The organism is Ruegeria sp. C5, from assembly GCF_056537605.1.
In genome coordinates this window covers 1,058,506-1,074,527 of record NZ_JBQFRX010000001.1, presented here as the reverse complement: position 1 = coordinate 1,074,527, position 16,022 = coordinate 1,058,506, and the positions used below count along the sequence as shown (strand labels likewise).

Sequence of the window (16,022 nt, the reverse complement as noted above, 5' to 3'; positions counted from 1 at the left end):
GTGCTGCCCGGTCTCGTTCGCTTGATCGTTCATCGCTCAACCTTTTTGTTCGCTTCCTTTTTATCGACTATGAGGAGGACACGCAACTAATATTAGTGAATAGTAATTAATATTAGTGTTGACGAAATAATATTATTAGTGTTTTGATCGGCAGTGCGGTCGCCAATGTGGTCTGACCGAGCAAACGCGGGAGGCGAAATTGCGGTCTGTGGTGGGGGAGTTGGGTCAGGTGGTTCGGCATTCGATGTTCATCGATGGCCGCTTTACCGACTCTGACGCGGACACGGTTGGTGTCGAGAACCCTGCAAATGAAGAGATCGTTGCGCAAGTTCCAGATGGCGGTGCCGCTCATGCGGATGCGGCCGTCGAGGCGGCCCATCGTGCTTTTGGCTCGTGGTCCTCGCGCCCGGCGATCGAGCGGGCGCGACTGGTTCAGCGGTTGGCCGAAGCCATCCGGATTGACGCCGGGCGTCTGGCAGCCTTGATCACGGTCGAGCAGGGCAAGCCGATCACGCAGGCCCGAAGTGAAGTTGATGCTGCTGTTACCTTTCTTTGCCATGCGGCTGAAGAGGCCCGGAGGATTTCGGGTGACATAGTGGCTTCGGACAACAAGTCCGAGGAAATCCAGATCCGGCGTCATCCTTATGGCGTTGTTGTTGCGTTGACGGCCTGGAACTATCCGTTGGCATTGGCCGCCAGGAAAGTCGGGCCTGCGCTGGTCGCGGGCAACACTGTTGTTCTGTTGGGGCACGAAATCACGCCGCTGTCCGGTCTCGCGATCGCCGAGCTTGCCGAAAAGGTCGGGTTTCCGCCCGGTGTTCTGAATGTTCTGACAGGCAAGGGGCCGGTGGTAGGGCAGCGGTTGGTCGAACACCCCGATACCTCACTGATCACAATGACCGGCAGTACGCGCGCCGGCAAAGAGATTTTTCGCGCCGCGGCCGACCGGATCAAGGTTGTCCGGCTCGAGCTTGGCGGCAAGGCTCCGTTCATCGTGATGGAGGATGCGGATATTGACGCTGCTGTTTCGGCCGCCATCGCCGCCCGGTTTGCCAATTGCGGCCAGATTTGCACCTGCAACGAGCGTATGTATCTACATCGCGGCATTGCGGATCAATTTCTTGAAAAATTCGTGTCTGCGGCCTGCGCTTTGTCGATCGGGGATCCGATGGAGGACTGCGATCTGGGTCCCAAAGTAAGCAAGGCCGAGGTGTCCAAGGTCGACGAAATCATCAAGCGCAGCATCACGGAAGGTGCCACGGTCCATCTGGAAGGCGGGCCCCTGTTGGACAGCGCGCACCGCAAAGGACACTGGATGTCCCCGACGGTTCTCGAGGTCTCCGACAACGGCAATGCCGCGATGCAAGAGGAGGTATTTGGCCCTGTGGCGACAGCCATGCGAGTCGAAGATTTTGATCAGGCGATAGACGTAGCGAATGACACATCATTCGGGCTGTCTGCCTATCTCTTTACGGCATCGCACCGGCGATTGATGGAGGCCCCGAGCCGTTTGAAGTTCGGCGAATTGTACCTGAACCGCTCCAATGGTGAGGCCGTACAGGGATTTCACACCGGTTGGGGTTTGTCCGGGGTTGGGGGCGAAGACGGCGCGTATGGCTTCGATGGCTATCTGAGGAAACAGACGACTTACATGAATTGGGCATGACCTAAAACTCGCGGTCAAAACGGAGGCGACCGCACCAATGGAGGAGGAATAACCATGAAACGCAGAACTCTTTTGATCTCGACGGTTGTCGCAGGTGCGCTGTTGGGCACCACGGTGATCGCGCAGGATCTGCCACCGCTTGAGCAGAAGGATCGCTACAAGGTCGGCTTTGCGCAGATGGAGTCGAACAATCCGTGGCGCATTGCCGAGACAAAATCGTTCCATGATACGGCCGAGGCCTGTGGCTGGGACCTTATCGCGACGGATGCGGCCGGATCTGCGGCCAAGCAGGTTGCGGATGTGGACAGCATGATCGCCCAAGGCATCGACGTTCTGTTTCTGCCCCCGCGGGAAGAAAAGCCGTTGATCCCAGCCGTTATGAAAGCACGCGCCGCCGGCATTCCCACTTTTCTCGTGGACCGCTCGGTTGATCCGGCCGTCGCCAAGCCAGGCGAGCATTTCGTAGCATTCCTGGGATCGGACTTCATTGATCAGGGCAACCGGGCCGCACAGTGGCTGATGGAGAATTTCGACGGCGACAATGGCGTCATCGTCCAGTTGGAAGGCACGACTGGTTCTTCACCTGCAAATGACCGCAAAAAAGGTTTCGACGACGCGATTGCAGCGGATGACCGCTTTGAGATCGTGGCTTCTCAGACCGGTGACTTTGCGCGCGACCTGGGTCGTCAGGTGATGGAAACCCTGCTGCAGGCGCACCCCGATGTGAACGTGGTCTACGCCCACAATGACGAGATGGCGATCGGTGCGATCCAGGCTCTGGAACTGGCCGGCCGCAAGCCCGGCGAGGACGTGACCATCGTTTCGATCGACGGGACACGCGATGCACTTCAGGCTATTATCGATGGCAAGATGGGGGTGACGGTGGAAAGCTCACCCTTCTTCGGCCCTCTGGCTTGTGAAGTCATGAATAAATACGCGGCTGGCGAGGCGATCCCGGAATGGGTGAAAGTCGAAGATCGCATCTTTACCAAGGACAATGCGGCCGATCACATCGACGAAGCCTATTGATTCTCCCTGGTGGGTGGTGCTGGCCTGTGGTCGGCGCCGCCTGCAAGCAATCGGAGGAAGACATCTCATGAATGCGCTCGTCTCGATGTCGGGAATTGAAAAGTCGTTTGCCGGCGTACCGGCACTGAGCCAGGCCAACCTGGAAATCGCGCCCGGCGAGGTTCATGCGCTGATCGGCCAGAACGGTGCGGGCAAATCGACGATGATCAAAGTTCTGACCGGAGTTTACGATCGGGATGCCGGCGACGTTCATCTGGCGGGTGTGCCAAGCCGCATCTCCGCTCCACGCGAAGCGCAGGAATCCGGAATTGCCACCATCTATCAAGAGCTCAACCTGGTACCGCTGCGGTCAGTGACTGAAAACATCATCATGGGGTACGAGCCCAAACGTCTCGGCTTTCTGGTCGACTGGCGCGAGGGCAACAGGCGCGCACGCGAGGTGCTTACGCGCTTTGGCATAGATATCGACGTGACCGAGCCGTTAGGAAATTTCTCGACAGCGATCCAGCAGTTGGTTGCAATTGCGCGGGCTGTATCGCTGGATGCGAAACTTGTCATCATGGACGAACCCACGTCGTCGCTGGATGCCAGCGAAGTCGAGGTGCTGTTCGGTGTTGTGCGCGAGTTGAAGAAACAGGGCGTGTCTGTTCTTTATGTTTCGCATTTCCTCGATGAGCTGTTCCAAATATGCGATCGAGTCACAACGATGCGAGATGGGCGCACCGTCAGCACGCGTAACGTCCAGGACACGACCAAACTGGAAATGATCGCGGACATGCTGGGCCGCAACAAGGATGAGATCGCGGCAGATGGTTTGACGGACTTCGCCGGTGCCAAGGCCAAGAAAGGCGATATCGTTTTGCGGGCGGACTCTGTTTCAACAGGCCCGCGGCTGACGCATTTCGACCTCACTCTCCACCGCGGGGAAATCGTCGGGTTGGGCGGATTGCTGGGCTCTGGCCGGACCGAGGCGGCGCGCGCTTTGTTCGGAGTGGACGGGAAACGCAGCGGCGCAATCGAGTTGCATGGCACGGTCGGTCAACCGTCCGGACCGGGTGACGCGATCGCGAACGGCGTCGGCTTTCTGACCGAAGATCGCAAGGCCGAAGGAATCATTCCAGAAATGTCCGTGCGCGAGAACATGACGCTGGCCCTGCTGCCGAAACTGGCCAGCCGTGGTCAGATCGACTTTGCCCGCGAGCGCGAAATCGTTCAGGCGTTCATCGACGATCTGGGCATCAAGGCGGCGCATATGGACCAGCCCATTCGCGAGTTGTCCGGCGGCAACCAGCAGAAGGTGCTGCTTGCCCGTTGGCTGGCGACGCAGCCCGACATCCTGATACTCGACGAGCCGACCCGAGGCGTGGATGTTGGCGCCAAGCGAGAGATCCAATCGTTCATTCGGTCTTATGTCGAGAAGGGGTTTGGTGTCGTCCTCATCAGTTCGGAATTCGAAGAGCTGGTGGAAGGCGCCGATCGCATCGTGGTCATGCACGAGGGACGCTCGGTCAAGGAACTGACCAACCCCGGGGTTACCGAGAACATACTGGTGCGCGCGCTCGCGCATCATGAAGAAGGAACTGGTTCATGGACCGCGCAATGAAGTTGCCGCAACGGGTCGCATCAATGCCCTTCCGCTTTCACGGCGGCATCGCCGCGTTGGTCGCCCTATTAGTGTTCAACGCGTTTTTCACACCTAATTTCCTGCAACTGCAAACCCTGTTCGTAAATATCAGCCAGGTCGCTACGATCGCCATCGTGGCCATGGGGATGACGCTGGTAATCGCCACGGGTGGGATCGATCTGTCGGTTGGGGCGGTCATGGCGCTGGCGGGGGCGCTTGCTCCGCTGATCTTTCTGTCGGATCTGGGTGCTGCCAATCCGATGCTAGGCGTCACATTGGCCATTGTCCTGCCGCTGTTCATTGCGGCGCTATGCGGGGTATTCAACGGCGTGATGGTTGCCGTGTTGAACGTGCAGCCCATCGTTGCGACGCTCATTCTCTTCATCTCTGGTCGCGGTATTGCCCAAGTCTTGACGAACGGGAACCTGCAGACGTTTTCAAACCCTTCATTCAGTTATCTTGGAACTGGTAAAGTGCTTGGTTTGCCGTTCCAGGGCTGGCTGGCGCTAGCCATTGCCTGTGTGCTGTTTTGGGTGATCACCAGAACCACATGGGGCCGTTACCTGCTGGCCATTGGGGGCAATGAACGCGCGGCCTATCTGTCGGGTGGTCCCGTCCGACGGGTCAAGATCGGGGCCTATGTCATCTGCGCGGTGCTTGCGGGCTTAGCCGGTTTGATCGTGGTTGCAATCAACTCGGCCTCGGACGCCGCGCGCAACGGCAATCTGATGGAGCTTGATGCCATCGCGGCCGCGGTTGTTGGCGGGGCTCTTTTGCAAGGCGGGCGAGCGCCGATCTTTGGTGCCATACTGGGTGCCGTCATCATCCAGTTGGTCAAATATACATTGTTGGCCAACGGGGTAGAGGACGAAGTTGCACTGATCGCCAAAGCCGTCATCATTATTCTGGCCGTTTGGGTCCAGCAGTTTCGGAGGGCTTAATCGATGTTGGATGAAACGGCTTTTGACCTGCGAAAATACCTTCGACGTAATTCGGCCTCGGTGACGGTTTGGATCGCACTGCTGGCTTTGATTCTGTTCGGGCTGATGCGCTATGACAACTTTGGCAGCGCCTACAATTTCTCGTCTTTCCTGAATTACAACGCGATGTTCATCGCGATTGCGCTGGGCATGTGTTTTGTGATCATGACCGGCGGGATTGATCTGTCGGTCGGATCCGTGGCGGCCTTTACCTCGGTTGTTGCGGCCTATCTCAGCCCGTATGGGATTCAGGTTGCGTTGCCGGGGGCCGTTCTTGCCGGGGTTGGTTTCGGGGCGATCAACGCCTTTTGCATAATCATCCTTCGGATCCCGCCCTTCATCGCCACGCTGGCCACCATGCTGGCCGCAAAAGGCGGCGCATTGGTGATTTCGGGCGCCCAGACAATTTCGGTCGATTGGGGGTCGAACTTCACCAAGCTTGGCATGGGGCAGGCGTTTGGCATGTTTCCATGGGCGATCGTCATCGTGGCCGGACTGACTCTGGCACTTTGGTTGGTGCTGGAAAGAACAACCATCGGGCGGACCGTCTTGGCGATCGGTGGCAGCGAGGATGCCTCGAACCTCATGGGTCTCAAGGTCAATCGCGCCAAGGCTTTTGTCTACCTGCTGTCGGGGGGCTGTGCGGGGCTGGCCGGAGTCTTTCTGGCCTCGGGTTTTGGAGCTGGGCAACCCCTTGAAGGCATCGGATGGGAATTGTCAGCCATTGCTTCCGTGGTTGTAGGCGGTACTTTGTTGACGGGTGGGATGGGATCGATCCCTGCGACGGTCGCCGGAGCGCTGTTGCTGGGGCTGGTCTTCAACGTTCTAAACTTTGAAAACGGTCAGGGCACCATCAGTTTCAGTGCCTATTGGCAAATGGTCATACGTGGAGGCTTTCTATTTGCGGTCATCCTTTTACAGTCTCGGGTTATTGCTAGGCAGCAGAAGGTCTTAGGTTAATGAATCGCATAGAAAGTGTATCAGCGCGGCTGTTCAACGTTCCGCTCGCCGAAGTCCTAGTCGATGCCAAACATGGGGATCACACGTTTTTTCAATTGATCACTGTCACCATTCAAACCTCTGATGGGGTCGAGGGGGTCGGGTATACCTACACCGGGGGCAAGGGTGGTCATGCCATCTTAGCGATGATCCAGCATGACCTGGCACCGTTCCTTGTTGGACAAGACGCCGAACAGATCGAAAGCCTGTACGATGCCATGCAGTGGCACGTGCACTACGTCGCACGGGGTGGGATCGCCTCGTTTGCCATCTCGGCCGTGGATATTGCACTGTGGGATATTCGCGGCAGAACGCAGAATGCGCCATTGTGGCAGATGGCCGGTGGAGCGTCCAAACGGTGCAAGGCCTATGCCGGCGGGATCGACCTGAATTTCTCGTTGGAGAAACTGCTGCGTCAGACCGAAGGGTACCTTGCGCGTGGGTTCAACGCAGTCAAGATCAAGGTCGGTCAACCAGACCTGGCCGACGATCTTGCACGTGCCCGGGCGGTACGCGAGATGCTGGGGCCGGACCGGTTCTTCATGGTCGATGCGAATTACTCTATGAGTGTCGAACAGGCCATCGTCGCTGCCAGAGGGTTCGCCGACTGCGATATCCTGTGGTTCGAGGAACCGACAATTCCAGACGACTACAAAGGTTATAGCCAAATTGTCGAAGCGACGGGCGTTCCCCTTGCCATGGGTGAAAACCTGCACACCATACACGAATTTGAATACGCCTTTGATGACGCGAAACTGAGTTTTATCCAGCCCGATGCCTCAAACTGCGGTGGAATCACCGGCTGGCTGCGCGTGGCCGCGCTAAGCGCACAGCACGGCATTCCGGTTTGCAGTCATGGGATGCAGGAGCTGCACGTCAGCCTTGTTTCTGCGCAACCCAACGCAGGCTGGCTAGAAGTACACTCATTCCCGATAGACCAGTACACGACCCGTCCACTAGTTGTCGAAGACTGTCTGGCCGTGGCCCCGGATACCCCGGGAACCGGAGTGGAATTCGACTGGGACAAATTGAATGCGGAACACAAGGAGATGCATAGATGACGACCCAGACGATCACTGCCGCATACTACAGAGGTGAGAAGAGCTTTGCAGTAGAGCAAGCCCAAGCGACAGATCCGGGTCCCGGCGAGGCTGCCATTCGTGTTGCCTATTGTGGGATTTGCGGGACGGATATGCACGTCTACCACGGCAACATGGATGCCCGCGTCGGCCTGAACCGGGTGATTGGGCATGAGATGTCAGGTGTGGTCGAAGCGGTGGGCGAGGGCGTCGATACGGTCGAACCCGGCCAGAAGGTCGTTGTCCGACCGCTTGATCACTGCGGAGAATGCCCAGCTTGCAAGCGGGGGCATCAGCATATCTGTCAGAATCTCAAGTTTCTCGGCCTCGACACCGATGGCGCTATGCAAGAGATCTGGACTGTTCCGGCCCACACGTTGCACGTTCTGCCGGATGACTTGCGCATGGATCATGCGGCGCTGATCGAGCCGGTTGCCGTTGCCTGCCACGATGTGCGGCTGTCTGACCTGCAACCTGGAGAGGACGTTGTCGTTATCGGCGGCGGCCCGATTGGCATCCTGGTTGCCATGGTTGCGCGGGACGCGGGTGGAAATGTCGTAATTTCCGAAGTGAATCCGAACCGTCTTGCGATAGCTGAAAAACTTGGCTTTGACACGATCAACCCAATCGAAACCGATCTGGCGTCCACAATCAACGCGCGCACGGGCGACAAAGGGGCAGATGTAGTTTTCGAAGTGTCGGGAACGCAGCCCGGTGTTGATGCGATGACCGCTGTTGCAGCGACTCGGGCCCGGATCGTAATGGTCGCGATCCATGCTCAAAAGCCCCAGATCGACCTGTTCCAGTTCTTCTGGCGAGAGCTGCAACTGATCGGTGCTCGGGTCTATGAGCCAGAGGATTACGAGAAAGCCATTGCAGTTGTCGCCTCGGGCGGAGTGGACGCGGATGTTGTGATCACGGACGTCAGCCCTCTGGCAGACATCCAGGCCGCGTTCGAAGCACTGGATCGCAGCCCAAACGCAATGAAAAGCCTGATCGAAGTAGGACCGCGTTCATGAGTGTTTTGCAAAGTTTCGACCTGACGGGAAAGACGGCCCTTGTGACCGGGTGCAAACGCGGTATCGGGCGCGGTATGGCCGAAGCATTGGCATCGGCCGGAGCCAATATCATCGGAGTGTCCGCCTCGCTCGAGCTGTCTGGCTCGGATGTCGAAAAAGCCGTGACGGCGATGGGACGCAATTTCCGGGCCTACCAATGCGACTTCTCGGATCGCGCCGCGCTGCATGGGTTCATTGATCAGTTGAGGGCCGACGGACAAGCCCCTGATATACTTGTCAACAATGCCGGCACGATCAAACGCAAACCCGCCGCCGAACACCCGGACGACTGGTGGGACGAAGTGATGGAGGTGAACCTGTCCTCGCAGTTCGTTCTGTCACGCGAGATCGGCAAGGACATGCTGGCGCGCGGCTCGGGGAAGATCATCTTCACTGCATCGCTGCTGACATTTCAGGGTGGCATCACCGTTCCGGGCTATGCGGCCTCGAAAGGCGGGATTGGACAGCTGACCAAAGCCTTGGCCAACGAATGGGCCGGGCAGGGCGTAAACGTGAATGCGATCGCGCCTGGCTACATCGCGACCGACAACACCCAAGCCCTGCGGGATGATCCGGTCCGGTCGAAGTCGATCCTGGAACGAACACCCCAAGGCCGTTGGGGTACGCCTGTTGATTTTGCTGGACCGGTGGTCTTTCTGGCCTCCGCTGCGTCGGACTTCGTCAACGGTGAAATCCTTGTAGTCGACGGGGGCTGGATGGGGCGTTAGCACTGCGAACGCTCCATGTGATCCAAGGCATCACGTCCCGATGTAGTGCACCTTCAATCGGCGTGCCTTGGGTGCTTCCCGATGTTCGAACAGGTATAGGCTTTGTACGCGACCCAGCGGAAGCTGCCCCTGTTCGACCGGGATCGATACCTGAGTTTGCGTCAACAGCGCCCGCAGATGCGATGGAGCGTTGTCGTCCTCGGTCGGGCGGTGGTGATACTTGACTGGTGACTTGGGTACGAGTTTCTCGAAGAACGTCTCGATATCCTTGAGCACATCGGGATCGGCATTGGCCTGCACCAATAGCGCGGCACCGGTGTGGACGCACCAAAGGGTCAACAGGCCCGAGACAAATTCGTGTTCGGACACCGCACGCTGCACGATCCCGCTGATGTCTATGAGGGATTTGCCCGGCGTTTCAATGGACAGGTCAAAAAACTCTTGCTTCATCCAGCAGGCCCTTTCCTTGATTTCACGCGAACGCGCCCAGCTTTCTACACCCCATTTGGCATTCAGCAATGGGGATCAAACTTTTGATTTTGAACGCATATTGACTGCACGTTCATGCAAACAGGCTTTTGAACCTGTCCACACACAGACGAAAACCATCTTCGAAATTCCCGTTGCCGGGGTGATAAACGCTTTCGAAAGAAATGACGCCATCATAGCCGTCGGATCTGAGTGCGTCCGCGATGGGTTGGAACAATGGCGCAAGCTGACCTTCCCCCATGCGGCGCACTTCCAGTGTTGCCCGCGGCGTGTCGACCTTTACGTCCTTGATATGAATGTGACCCAGATAGCCGCCGCGCAGTTCTTCATAACCGTCCGGGTATGCCAGTTCATGGCACCAGCAGTTGTTTCCGGGGTCCCACAGCACTTTCAAAGAGTCTTTGGCGTCCAACTCGTCAATCAGCTTTCGGGCTGTATAGTTGGAATTGACCAGCGTGCCGTTTCCGGTTTCCACGACAAGCGTCACGCCCTCAGCTCTTGCCAGTTCAACCGCCGGCGCGATCAGCGGTGGCATCGAGTCCCATACCCCATGCGCTACGTTCCACTTCTCGGCGCCGTTTTTTCCCCACAGTATCTGCTCTTTTCGTTGCGTCATGATCCGAACCAGCGGAGACCCAACAACATGCGCCATGTCGATTACGCGTTTCAAGGCGTCCATATGCCGAGTGTGGAGGTCGTCGCCGGGCCTATTGGCAGCTGTCATCCCCGCAAAGATATGGCGCGACAGACATGACACAGGCTTGCCCCGGTCGCGCAAAAGCGCGTCGATCTCGGCAATTTGCTGCGGGGAATGATCCCCGACCTCCGCATCGCCAACGAATTGAAGCTCTGCATAGTCCAGGCTGAACTCGTCCATCACGTCCACGGCATGCCGCAGATCGCGGGAAATGCCGTCGCAAATTACACCCAATTTCATGTCCGGTCCCCTCAGCGATGCAATTCTGCGCCAACGATCTCTTCGATGACGCGAGTACACACCCAGTTGTCGCCATTCGGGTATTTAGTTTTTCCTGCGTGAAAGATCTGCATTGCGGATGACGCTGTGTGCATGGGAACGCCCAATGCACCGGCGAGTGCCAGCGAGATCGTCAGGTCCTTATGCATGGTTGCGATATGGCTGCCGGTGGCCTCGAACTTGCGATCAATGATGTTTTCAAGGGCGGAATTCACGACGCCGCACCCCGCGCTGGATGAGGAGAAAACATCAAGCAATGCCTGACCGCTGACACCGGCTTTGGCCGCCAGGGCCGCAGCCTCGAATGTGGCGGAAAAGATCGATCCGATCAGAGATTGCAGGCAGGCTTTCACGGTTTGCCCGTCGCCAGCGTTTTCTCCGACTCGATGAATTGTTGCAGACACTGCCTGCATGACTTCGGCGTTTCGGTCCAGCACATCCGCAGCACCGGCAGCCATCATCGTCAATGTGCCGTTCTGCGCGCCGGGAAACCCACCTGAGACCGGCGTGTCGATCAGATGTATGCCCGAGCCTTCCATATCCTGCCCGATGGCGCGGGCTTCGGTCGGGGTAATGGTCGCCGACAGGATGACCGTTCCGCCTTTGGCCATGTTCGCAACCAGCCCGTTTTCACCCAGAATGACATCGCGGGCCTGATCTCCGTTCATCACCATGACAAACACACTGGCGGCGTGTCGACCGACCTGTCCCACGCTGTCCTTGGGTCGGCCGCCCATGTCAGCAAATGCCGTCATGCGCGTCTCGCTCAGGTCGAAACCAGATGTTTCAAAGCCATTCTTGATCAGGTTCTTGGCAAGGCCGCTGCCCATGTCGCCAAGACCTATTACGCCTGCAGTATTCATTTGGGCTCCTCCCGATATTTCGCCGTTGCCGTATGGCAGGCGTTTCGAAAAATGATGCCTAATCGCATCGGTTTTCGCGGGAGTTTCACGCGTCTTGAACAGGCGTCGGGCGAGTCCGGAAGACACCCCGCTGCCCGTTTACGTAACGTAAGTAAACGAAGAATGCGGCGCTCAGGCAAGCAAAGAAGTGTTGCGGGCGAAAAGAAACCGCCTGATCCGACGCGTTAGGAGAACGCCGCCATGATGCCGCGCAGTTCCGCAAGCCCGCGCATACGCCCGATCAACGGATAGCCGGGAGTACTGTGTCCACCCAGATCGCTCAGCAGTTCTTGTCCGTGGTCGGGCCGCATCGGAATTTGCAAGTCGCCACGCCCTTGGGATTTGCGGCGGCGCTGTTCGTTCATCAGTTCGCGAATGGTGCCGACCATGTCGGTGTCGCCCTCCAGATGCGAGGCCTCAAAGAAGTCCGGCTTCTGGCTGTCTGATCCGGCGATGCGTTTGGTATTCCGCAGATGGACAAAGTGAATTCGGTCGCCATGCCTGCGCACGAAGTCCGGCCCATCAAATTCGGGGGAGACTCCCAGCGATCCGGTACACAACGTTGCGCCGTTCGCCAGCAAATCAACCGCATCCAGAACGACGCCGTAGTCATCGGTGCTGGACATGATCCGCGGCAGACCAAGCAACGAGAACGGCGGATCATCCGGATGACAGCACAAGCGTAGTTCTAGTTCTTGGGCGACTGGGGCGACCTCTGACAGGAAGTCGATCAGGTTTGCGCGAAGCCGGTCACGATCGATATGTGCATAGGTCTGCAACAAAGCGCGCACGTCCTGCACGCTCCACTGATCATTCGCGCCAGGCAGCCCTGCAGTGACATTGTGTTGCAACTGGGCCTTGGATTCATCCGACATGCGCAAGAAGCGATCCTTGGCCGTTTGCTGGACGACGCTGGAATAGTCTTCGGACGCGCCCGGTCGCTTGAGAATATGTATGTCGAAAACAGCAAAATCGGTCAGGTCGAACAGCATGGCTGTTCCGCCGTGCGGCTGCGGGGCGCGAAGGGCGGTGCGCGTCCAATCCAGGATTGGCATGAAGTTGTAGCAAACGACTTTGATGCCACGGGCGGACAGGGACCTGAGGCTGGACTTATACGCCTGCAGATGTTCAGCCATGTCTGCGGACTGTGTTTTGATCGCCTCGGAGACGGGCAGGCTTTCGACAACGTCCCAACTGTACCCGGCAGTAGCCAGAACTGCCTGCCGATCGGCGATGCTTGGTTCGTCCCAGGGCTGTCCCGGCGGGATGTGATGCAGCGCGGTGACGATGCCCTGAACCCCGACTTGATGGAGAGCGGCCAGGGCGATCGGATCATCGGGTCCGAACCAACGCCAGCATTGTTTCATGGCAGCCATCCTTCATACAGCGGGTGATCGGACCTGATGGGAAGAGCAACGCGCTGCCCGGTGCGCGCCGCGTGATAAATCGCGGTCACAAGGCCGATGGACGCGGCGCCATCCTTCAGCGTAACGGCCGAATTTGCCTCGGACCGCAGCGCCCTGCCGACTTCGGTAAAGAACCCTTCGAAACCTGTTGGCTCGTCAGTGGCGGCTGCAAGGGCCTCGTCGATAGCGGCTTGATTCACAGGGTCTCGCGCGACGAATGTCCAGGGCGTTTGACCCGGGGCATAGGGTTCGGTGCCAGAGGTGGCGGTCACCTTTTCAAAGACGAACCGCAGGCGGGTTTCGTCCGTGGCGGCGCCCAAGGTGATATTGCTTGTGCACAAAGCACCGGAAGTCATGCCAAAACAGATCGCGGCGCAGTCTTCGGTCTCGATCGGGTTGACCCGCGTTGTCGCCATTGCAGACACCCAGGCGATATCACCCGCAATATGAGTCAGCAGATCATGGTTGTGGATGGCATGGCCCAGCACTGCGCCGCCGCGTTCACCGGCCCATGTTCCTCGCCACGGCACTGCGTAATAGTCAGCCCCTCGGGACCAATGAGTTTCAAGCGCGGCAGTTTGGACCGCTCCGGTCAGGCCTGCGCGTTGCAAGTGGCGCAATTGGGCAAGTGACGGGCCCCACCGGTATTGAAACACCGGAAACACCTGCTTGCCCGCGTTGCGTGTGGCTGCCGTGATCCGATCCACATCTTGCATCGAGGTCGCAAGAGGCTTTTCGCAGACAACGTGTTTTCCTGCGGCCAGTGCCGCAAGCGTGGTTGGTACATGCAGATGCGGCGGCAGGCAGATGTCGATGACATCAATCGCCGGATCATCCAGAGCGTCCTGAATGTTGGTTAGTGCTCGAAAATCCGAGTTCTGCCGTATCTGTTCGATCCGGTCCGTATTCTGGTCGACCACGGCGGCTACGCGGAAGGTGCGGTCAAGCCGTTCCAGAGCGTCCAGATGTTGCGCACCGATACCTGCGCCAAGGATCGCAACGTTGATCATCTGCGTTCCGCCATTTCCTGCGCGTGCAGTGCCAGCTCCATGACCGTAAAGCAGTGGGTCTGTGTCATCGCGGTTTCGGTCCGGCTGCGGATGTCATCGGCCAGGCGCGCGAAGTAGGGAAGGCCGGCGTCGGCTGCGTCGATCTTTTGGCAGGTTTCACCATTGACGAGGATCAGATGGTCTGTCCCTGAGGCGCCACCCACATCGACGTATTTCCGCAACTCGATATATCCTTCGGTTCCGAGGATCGTCAGACGACCATCCCCCCAGTTTGGCAAGGCATCCGGCGTGAACCAGTCAACCCGGATGTACCCGGTACCATTCTCGCTTCTTAGATTGAGTTCTCCGAAATCCTGCAATCCGGGATCTTTGGGGTTTGCGTAGTTCGCCACATAAGCGTTCGTGATTTCTGCGGTTTTCGAACCTGTGTAATGCAAGAACTGATCGATTTGATGCGAGGCGATGTCGGTCAGAATGCCGCCATAGCGGTCACGCTGAAAAAACCAATCCGGCCGGGTTGCCCGGTTCAATCGGTGCGGGCCAAGCCCAACCGTCTGGATCACGCGCCCGATGGCACCGGACTCGACCAACTCGGTCGCCCGGGTGCTGACGGGCGTTTCAAATCGTTCGGAAAAATTCACCGACCAGATTCGACCGGTGTCGGCGGCCGCTCGCTTGATCTGGTCGAGTTGCTCGAACGTCGTGCAGCCCGGCTTGTCGCTCATGACATCCATGCCGTTTTGCATGGCGCGGATCGTCAACGCGGCCCTATCTGCCGGTATTGCCGAAATCAGCGCCAGATCCGCCCCACTGGTTAGGGCGTCTTCCAGTCGGGCCAGCCGCGGAATATCGGGAAACCTTTTGACGTAGCCCGGTAGCGTTTCCGGATCGCCTTGTGTCCAGTAGCCAACGCAGTCCGCGCCGATTTTACGCATGTTTTCCGTCATGCCATAGATATGGCGGTGGTCCAGGCCAAGGGCGACGCAGGTCAGGCTCATGAGATGACTCGTGTTTTCTGGCCGGTTCGATTGGCGATCTGCATCGCGTCTATGACGGCGTTGGTCAAAAGGGCACTGCGTCCGGTGGCCATGGGCAGCGTGCCATCGGCAACAGCCTTGGCGAAATCCTCGATGACCGCCTGATGCCAAGCATGGGTGAACGCCATGGGATCGGCCCCTCCGCCTGTGGCGGACGTTTCGCCAACCGTGGATTTATGATCATCGAAAGTCGTTAAGGTCAGGACACCTGACTCCAGATGCGCTTTGGCGCGTGTGCCTCGGATGGTAATGGACTCAGCGGCCCCGGGATATTCGGCAGTAGTCGCCATCATAGTGCCCACTGCGCCGTTATCCATTTCAAAGATTGTACCTGCCCAATCCTCAGCTTCGAGATCGTGTAACGGAGTTTTTCTCATCATGGCTTGAATGTCCGAGATCGGCCCCAGCAGCCACATCGCAAGGTCAAGCGTGTGGATTGCCTGCGAGATCATGACACCGCCTCCGTCGCGCGCATAAGTGCCGCGACCCGGCTCGTCATAGTAGCTCTGATCGCGCCACCAGGGGACACGGATCTCCACCGTGGCGATCGCGCCCAGCTCACCCTGTTCAATGGCTGATTTCAGCGCCTGCGAGGCGGCGCGGGCGCGGTGCTGAAAGACTATGCCCAGCGGCACACCGGATACCTCGCACTGCTCGACGATGGCCGTCGCGGCGCCCAGCGTTCTCTCGATGGGCTTTTCCATCAGGATCGGTTTCGAAGCGCTCGAAAGAACCCGAACCAACTCTGAGCGCTGATCGGGCGGTGTTGCGATGATCGCAAAGTCGACGTTTGGGTCGTCTGCGATTTCCTCGATCGAGCCGAATGCGCGGGTGCCGTTTCGCCGCGCGAACTCAGCTGCTTTTTCAGAGTTGCGCCCGAGGACGCCGGCAAGACTGAGGCCTTGATCCGATGCTTGAATGGCAGCGACATGCGTGCCCGAAACCATCCCCAAACCAATCAGCGCAATATTCATTCATTCCCCCGGATCACTCGGTCAGTCTGCGGGTTCGAACGGGAAAGATGCAACCATTAAAAACT

The 16,022-nt window shown here is 58.2% G+C and carries 15 protein-coding genes; 8 read left to right on the top strand and 7 right to left on the bottom strand.

Going from position 1 to position 16,022, the window contains the following annotated elements; genetic code table 11:
- Positions 1-208: 208 nt before the first annotated feature.
- The 8 genes from ACR0AW_RS05435 (at position 209) to ACR0AW_RS05400 (ending at position 9,163) form a co-directional block, all read left to right on the top strand.
- Positions 209-1,666 (top strand): aldehyde dehydrogenase family protein, encoded by a 1,458-nt coding sequence (locus ACR0AW_RS05435; RefSeq protein WP_480438858.1) that lies wholly within the window; start codon positions 209-211, stop codon positions 1,664-1,666.
- Between the two features lie 54 nt (positions 1,667-1,720).
- On the top strand, positions 1,721-2,695 hold the full coding sequence (locus ACR0AW_RS05430; RefSeq protein WP_170733471.1) for an ABC transporter substrate-binding protein: 975 nt from the start codon (positions 1,721-1,723) through the stop codon (positions 2,693-2,695).
- Positions 2,696-2,762: 67 nt separating this feature from the next.
- Positions 2,763-4,298 (top strand): sugar ABC transporter ATP-binding protein, encoded by a 1,536-nt coding sequence (locus ACR0AW_RS05425; protein WP_480438723.1) that lies wholly within the window; start codon positions 2,763-2,765, stop codon positions 4,296-4,298.
- Positions 4,283-5,260 (top strand): ABC transporter permease, encoded by a 978-nt coding sequence (locus ACR0AW_RS05420; protein ID WP_170565646.1) that lies wholly within the window; start codon positions 4,283-4,285, stop codon positions 5,258-5,260. The genes ACR0AW_RS05425 and ACR0AW_RS05420 overlap by 16 nt, the downstream gene beginning before the upstream one ends.
- Before the next feature lie 3 nt (positions 5,261-5,263).
- Complete coding sequence (locus tag ACR0AW_RS05415) at positions 5,264-6,259, top strand: ABC transporter permease (RefSeq protein ID WP_170396133.1); 996 nt, start codon at positions 5,264-5,266, stop codon at positions 6,257-6,259.
- Entirely contained in the window at positions 6,259-7,359 is a 1,101-nt protein-coding gene (locus ACR0AW_RS05410; RefSeq protein WP_170396135.1) for a mandelate racemase/muconate lactonizing enzyme family protein, read from the top strand. Before ACR0AW_RS05415 ends, ACR0AW_RS05410 begins: the two co-directional genes overlap by 1 nt.
- Positions 7,356-8,396, top strand: a complete 1,041-nt coding sequence (locus ACR0AW_RS05405) for an alcohol dehydrogenase catalytic domain-containing protein (protein WP_170733470.1) — start codon at positions 7,356-7,358, stop codon at positions 8,394-8,396. The genes ACR0AW_RS05410 and ACR0AW_RS05405 overlap by 4 nt, the downstream gene beginning before the upstream one ends.
- Positions 8,393-9,163: an SDR family oxidoreductase gene (locus tag ACR0AW_RS05400; protein ID WP_170733469.1), complete on the top strand. Its 771-nt coding sequence runs from the start codon at positions 8,393-8,395 to the stop codon at positions 9,161-9,163. The genes ACR0AW_RS05405 and ACR0AW_RS05400 overlap by 4 nt, the downstream gene beginning before the upstream one ends.
- 30 nt (positions 9,164-9,193) lie before the next feature.
- Here ACR0AW_RS05400 and ACR0AW_RS05395 read toward each other — a convergent pair whose 3' ends face one another.
- The 7 genes from ACR0AW_RS05395 to ACR0AW_RS05365 all read right to left on the bottom strand — a co-directional run bounded on the left by ACR0AW_RS05395 (position 9,194) and on the right by ACR0AW_RS05365 (position 15,957).
- On the bottom strand, positions 9,194-9,613 hold the full coding sequence (locus ACR0AW_RS05395) for a secondary thiamine-phosphate synthase enzyme YjbQ (protein ID WP_170733468.1): 420 nt from the start codon (positions 9,611-9,613) through the stop codon (positions 9,194-9,196).
- Between the two features lie 112 nt (positions 9,614-9,725).
- Positions 9,726-10,589 carry a sugar phosphate isomerase/epimerase family protein gene (locus ACR0AW_RS05390; RefSeq protein ID WP_170733467.1) on the bottom strand — a complete coding sequence of 288 codons (864 nt, stop codon included), beginning with the start codon at positions 10,587-10,589 and terminating at the stop codon, positions 9,726-9,728.
- 11 nt (positions 10,590-10,600) lie between these two features.
- The gene (locus ACR0AW_RS05385) at positions 10,601-11,491 is read right to left on the bottom strand and encodes an NAD(P)-dependent oxidoreductase (protein ID WP_170733466.1); all 891 of its coding nucleotides are present in this window, start codon (positions 11,489-11,491) and stop codon (positions 10,601-10,603) included.
- Between the two features lie 224 nt (positions 11,492-11,715).
- Positions 11,716-12,897: a mannonate dehydratase gene (gene uxuA, locus ACR0AW_RS05380; RefSeq protein ID WP_170733465.1), complete on the bottom strand. Its 1,182-nt coding sequence runs from the start codon at positions 12,895-12,897 to the stop codon at positions 11,716-11,718.
- Positions 12,894-13,946, bottom strand: a complete 1,053-nt coding sequence (locus ACR0AW_RS05375; RefSeq protein WP_170733464.1) for a Gfo/Idh/MocA family protein — start codon at positions 13,944-13,946, stop codon at positions 12,894-12,896. The genes uxuA and ACR0AW_RS05375 overlap by 4 nt, the downstream gene beginning before the upstream one ends.
- Complete coding sequence (locus tag ACR0AW_RS05370) at positions 13,943-14,944, bottom strand: Gfo/Idh/MocA family protein (RefSeq protein WP_170733463.1); 1,002 nt, start codon at positions 14,942-14,944, stop codon at positions 13,943-13,945. The genes ACR0AW_RS05375 and ACR0AW_RS05370 overlap by 4 nt, the downstream gene beginning before the upstream one ends.
- Positions 14,941-15,957, bottom strand: a complete 1,017-nt coding sequence (locus ACR0AW_RS05365) for a Gfo/Idh/MocA family protein (protein ID WP_170733462.1) — start codon at positions 15,955-15,957, stop codon at positions 14,941-14,943. The genes ACR0AW_RS05370 and ACR0AW_RS05365 overlap by 4 nt, the downstream gene beginning before the upstream one ends.
- Positions 15,958-16,022: the final 65 nt, after the last annotated feature.

Excerpts from the sequence above, each read along its gene's own strand:
- ACR0AW_RS05430 (WP_170733471.1), top strand. The coding sequence starts at position 1,721 with ATGAAACGCAGAACTCTTTTGATCTCGACGGTTGTCGCAGGTGCGCTG.
- ACR0AW_RS05425 (WP_480438723.1), top strand. The coding sequence starts at position 2,763 with ATGAATGCGCTCGTCTCGATGTCGGGAATTGAAAAGTCGTTTGCCGGC.
- ACR0AW_RS05420 (WP_170565646.1), top strand. The coding sequence starts at position 4,283 with ATGGACCGCGCAATGAAGTTGCCGCAACGGGTCGCATCAATGCCCTTC.
- ACR0AW_RS05415 (WP_170396133.1), top strand. The coding sequence starts at position 5,264 with ATGTTGGATGAAACGGCTTTTGACCTGCGAAAATACCTTCGACGTAAT.
- ACR0AW_RS05410 (WP_170396135.1), top strand. The coding sequence starts at position 6,259 with ATGAATCGCATAGAAAGTGTATCAGCGCGGCTGTTCAACGTTCCGCTC.
- ACR0AW_RS05405 (WP_170733470.1), top strand. The coding sequence starts at position 7,356 with ATGACGACCCAGACGATCACTGCCGCATACTACAGAGGTGAGAAGAGC.
- ACR0AW_RS05400 (WP_170733469.1), top strand. The coding sequence starts at position 8,393 with ATGAGTGTTTTGCAAAGTTTCGACCTGACGGGAAAGACGGCCCTTGTG.
- ACR0AW_RS05395 (WP_170733468.1), bottom strand. The coding sequence starts at position 9,613 with ATGAAGCAAGAGTTTTTTGACCTGTCCATTGAAACGCCGGGCAAATCC.
- ACR0AW_RS05390 (WP_170733467.1), bottom strand. The coding sequence starts at position 10,589 with ATGAAATTGGGTGTAATTTGCGACGGCATTTCCCGCGATCTGCGGCAT.
- ACR0AW_RS05385 (WP_170733466.1), bottom strand. The coding sequence starts at position 11,491 with ATGAATACTGCAGGCGTAATAGGTCTTGGCGACATGGGCAGCGGCCTT.
- uxuA (WP_170733465.1), bottom strand. The coding sequence starts at position 12,897 with ATGAAACAATGCTGGCGTTGGTTCGGACCCGATGATCCGATCGCCCTG.
- ACR0AW_RS05375 (WP_170733464.1), bottom strand. The coding sequence starts at position 13,946 with ATGATCAACGTTGCGATCCTTGGCGCAGGTATCGGTGCGCAACATCTG.
- ACR0AW_RS05370 (WP_170733463.1), bottom strand. The coding sequence starts at position 14,944 with ATGAGCCTGACCTGCGTCGCCCTTGGCCTGGACCACCGCCATATCTAT.
- ACR0AW_RS05365 (WP_170733462.1), bottom strand. The coding sequence starts at position 15,957 with ATGAATATTGCGCTGATTGGTTTGGGGATGGTTTCGGGCACGCATGTC.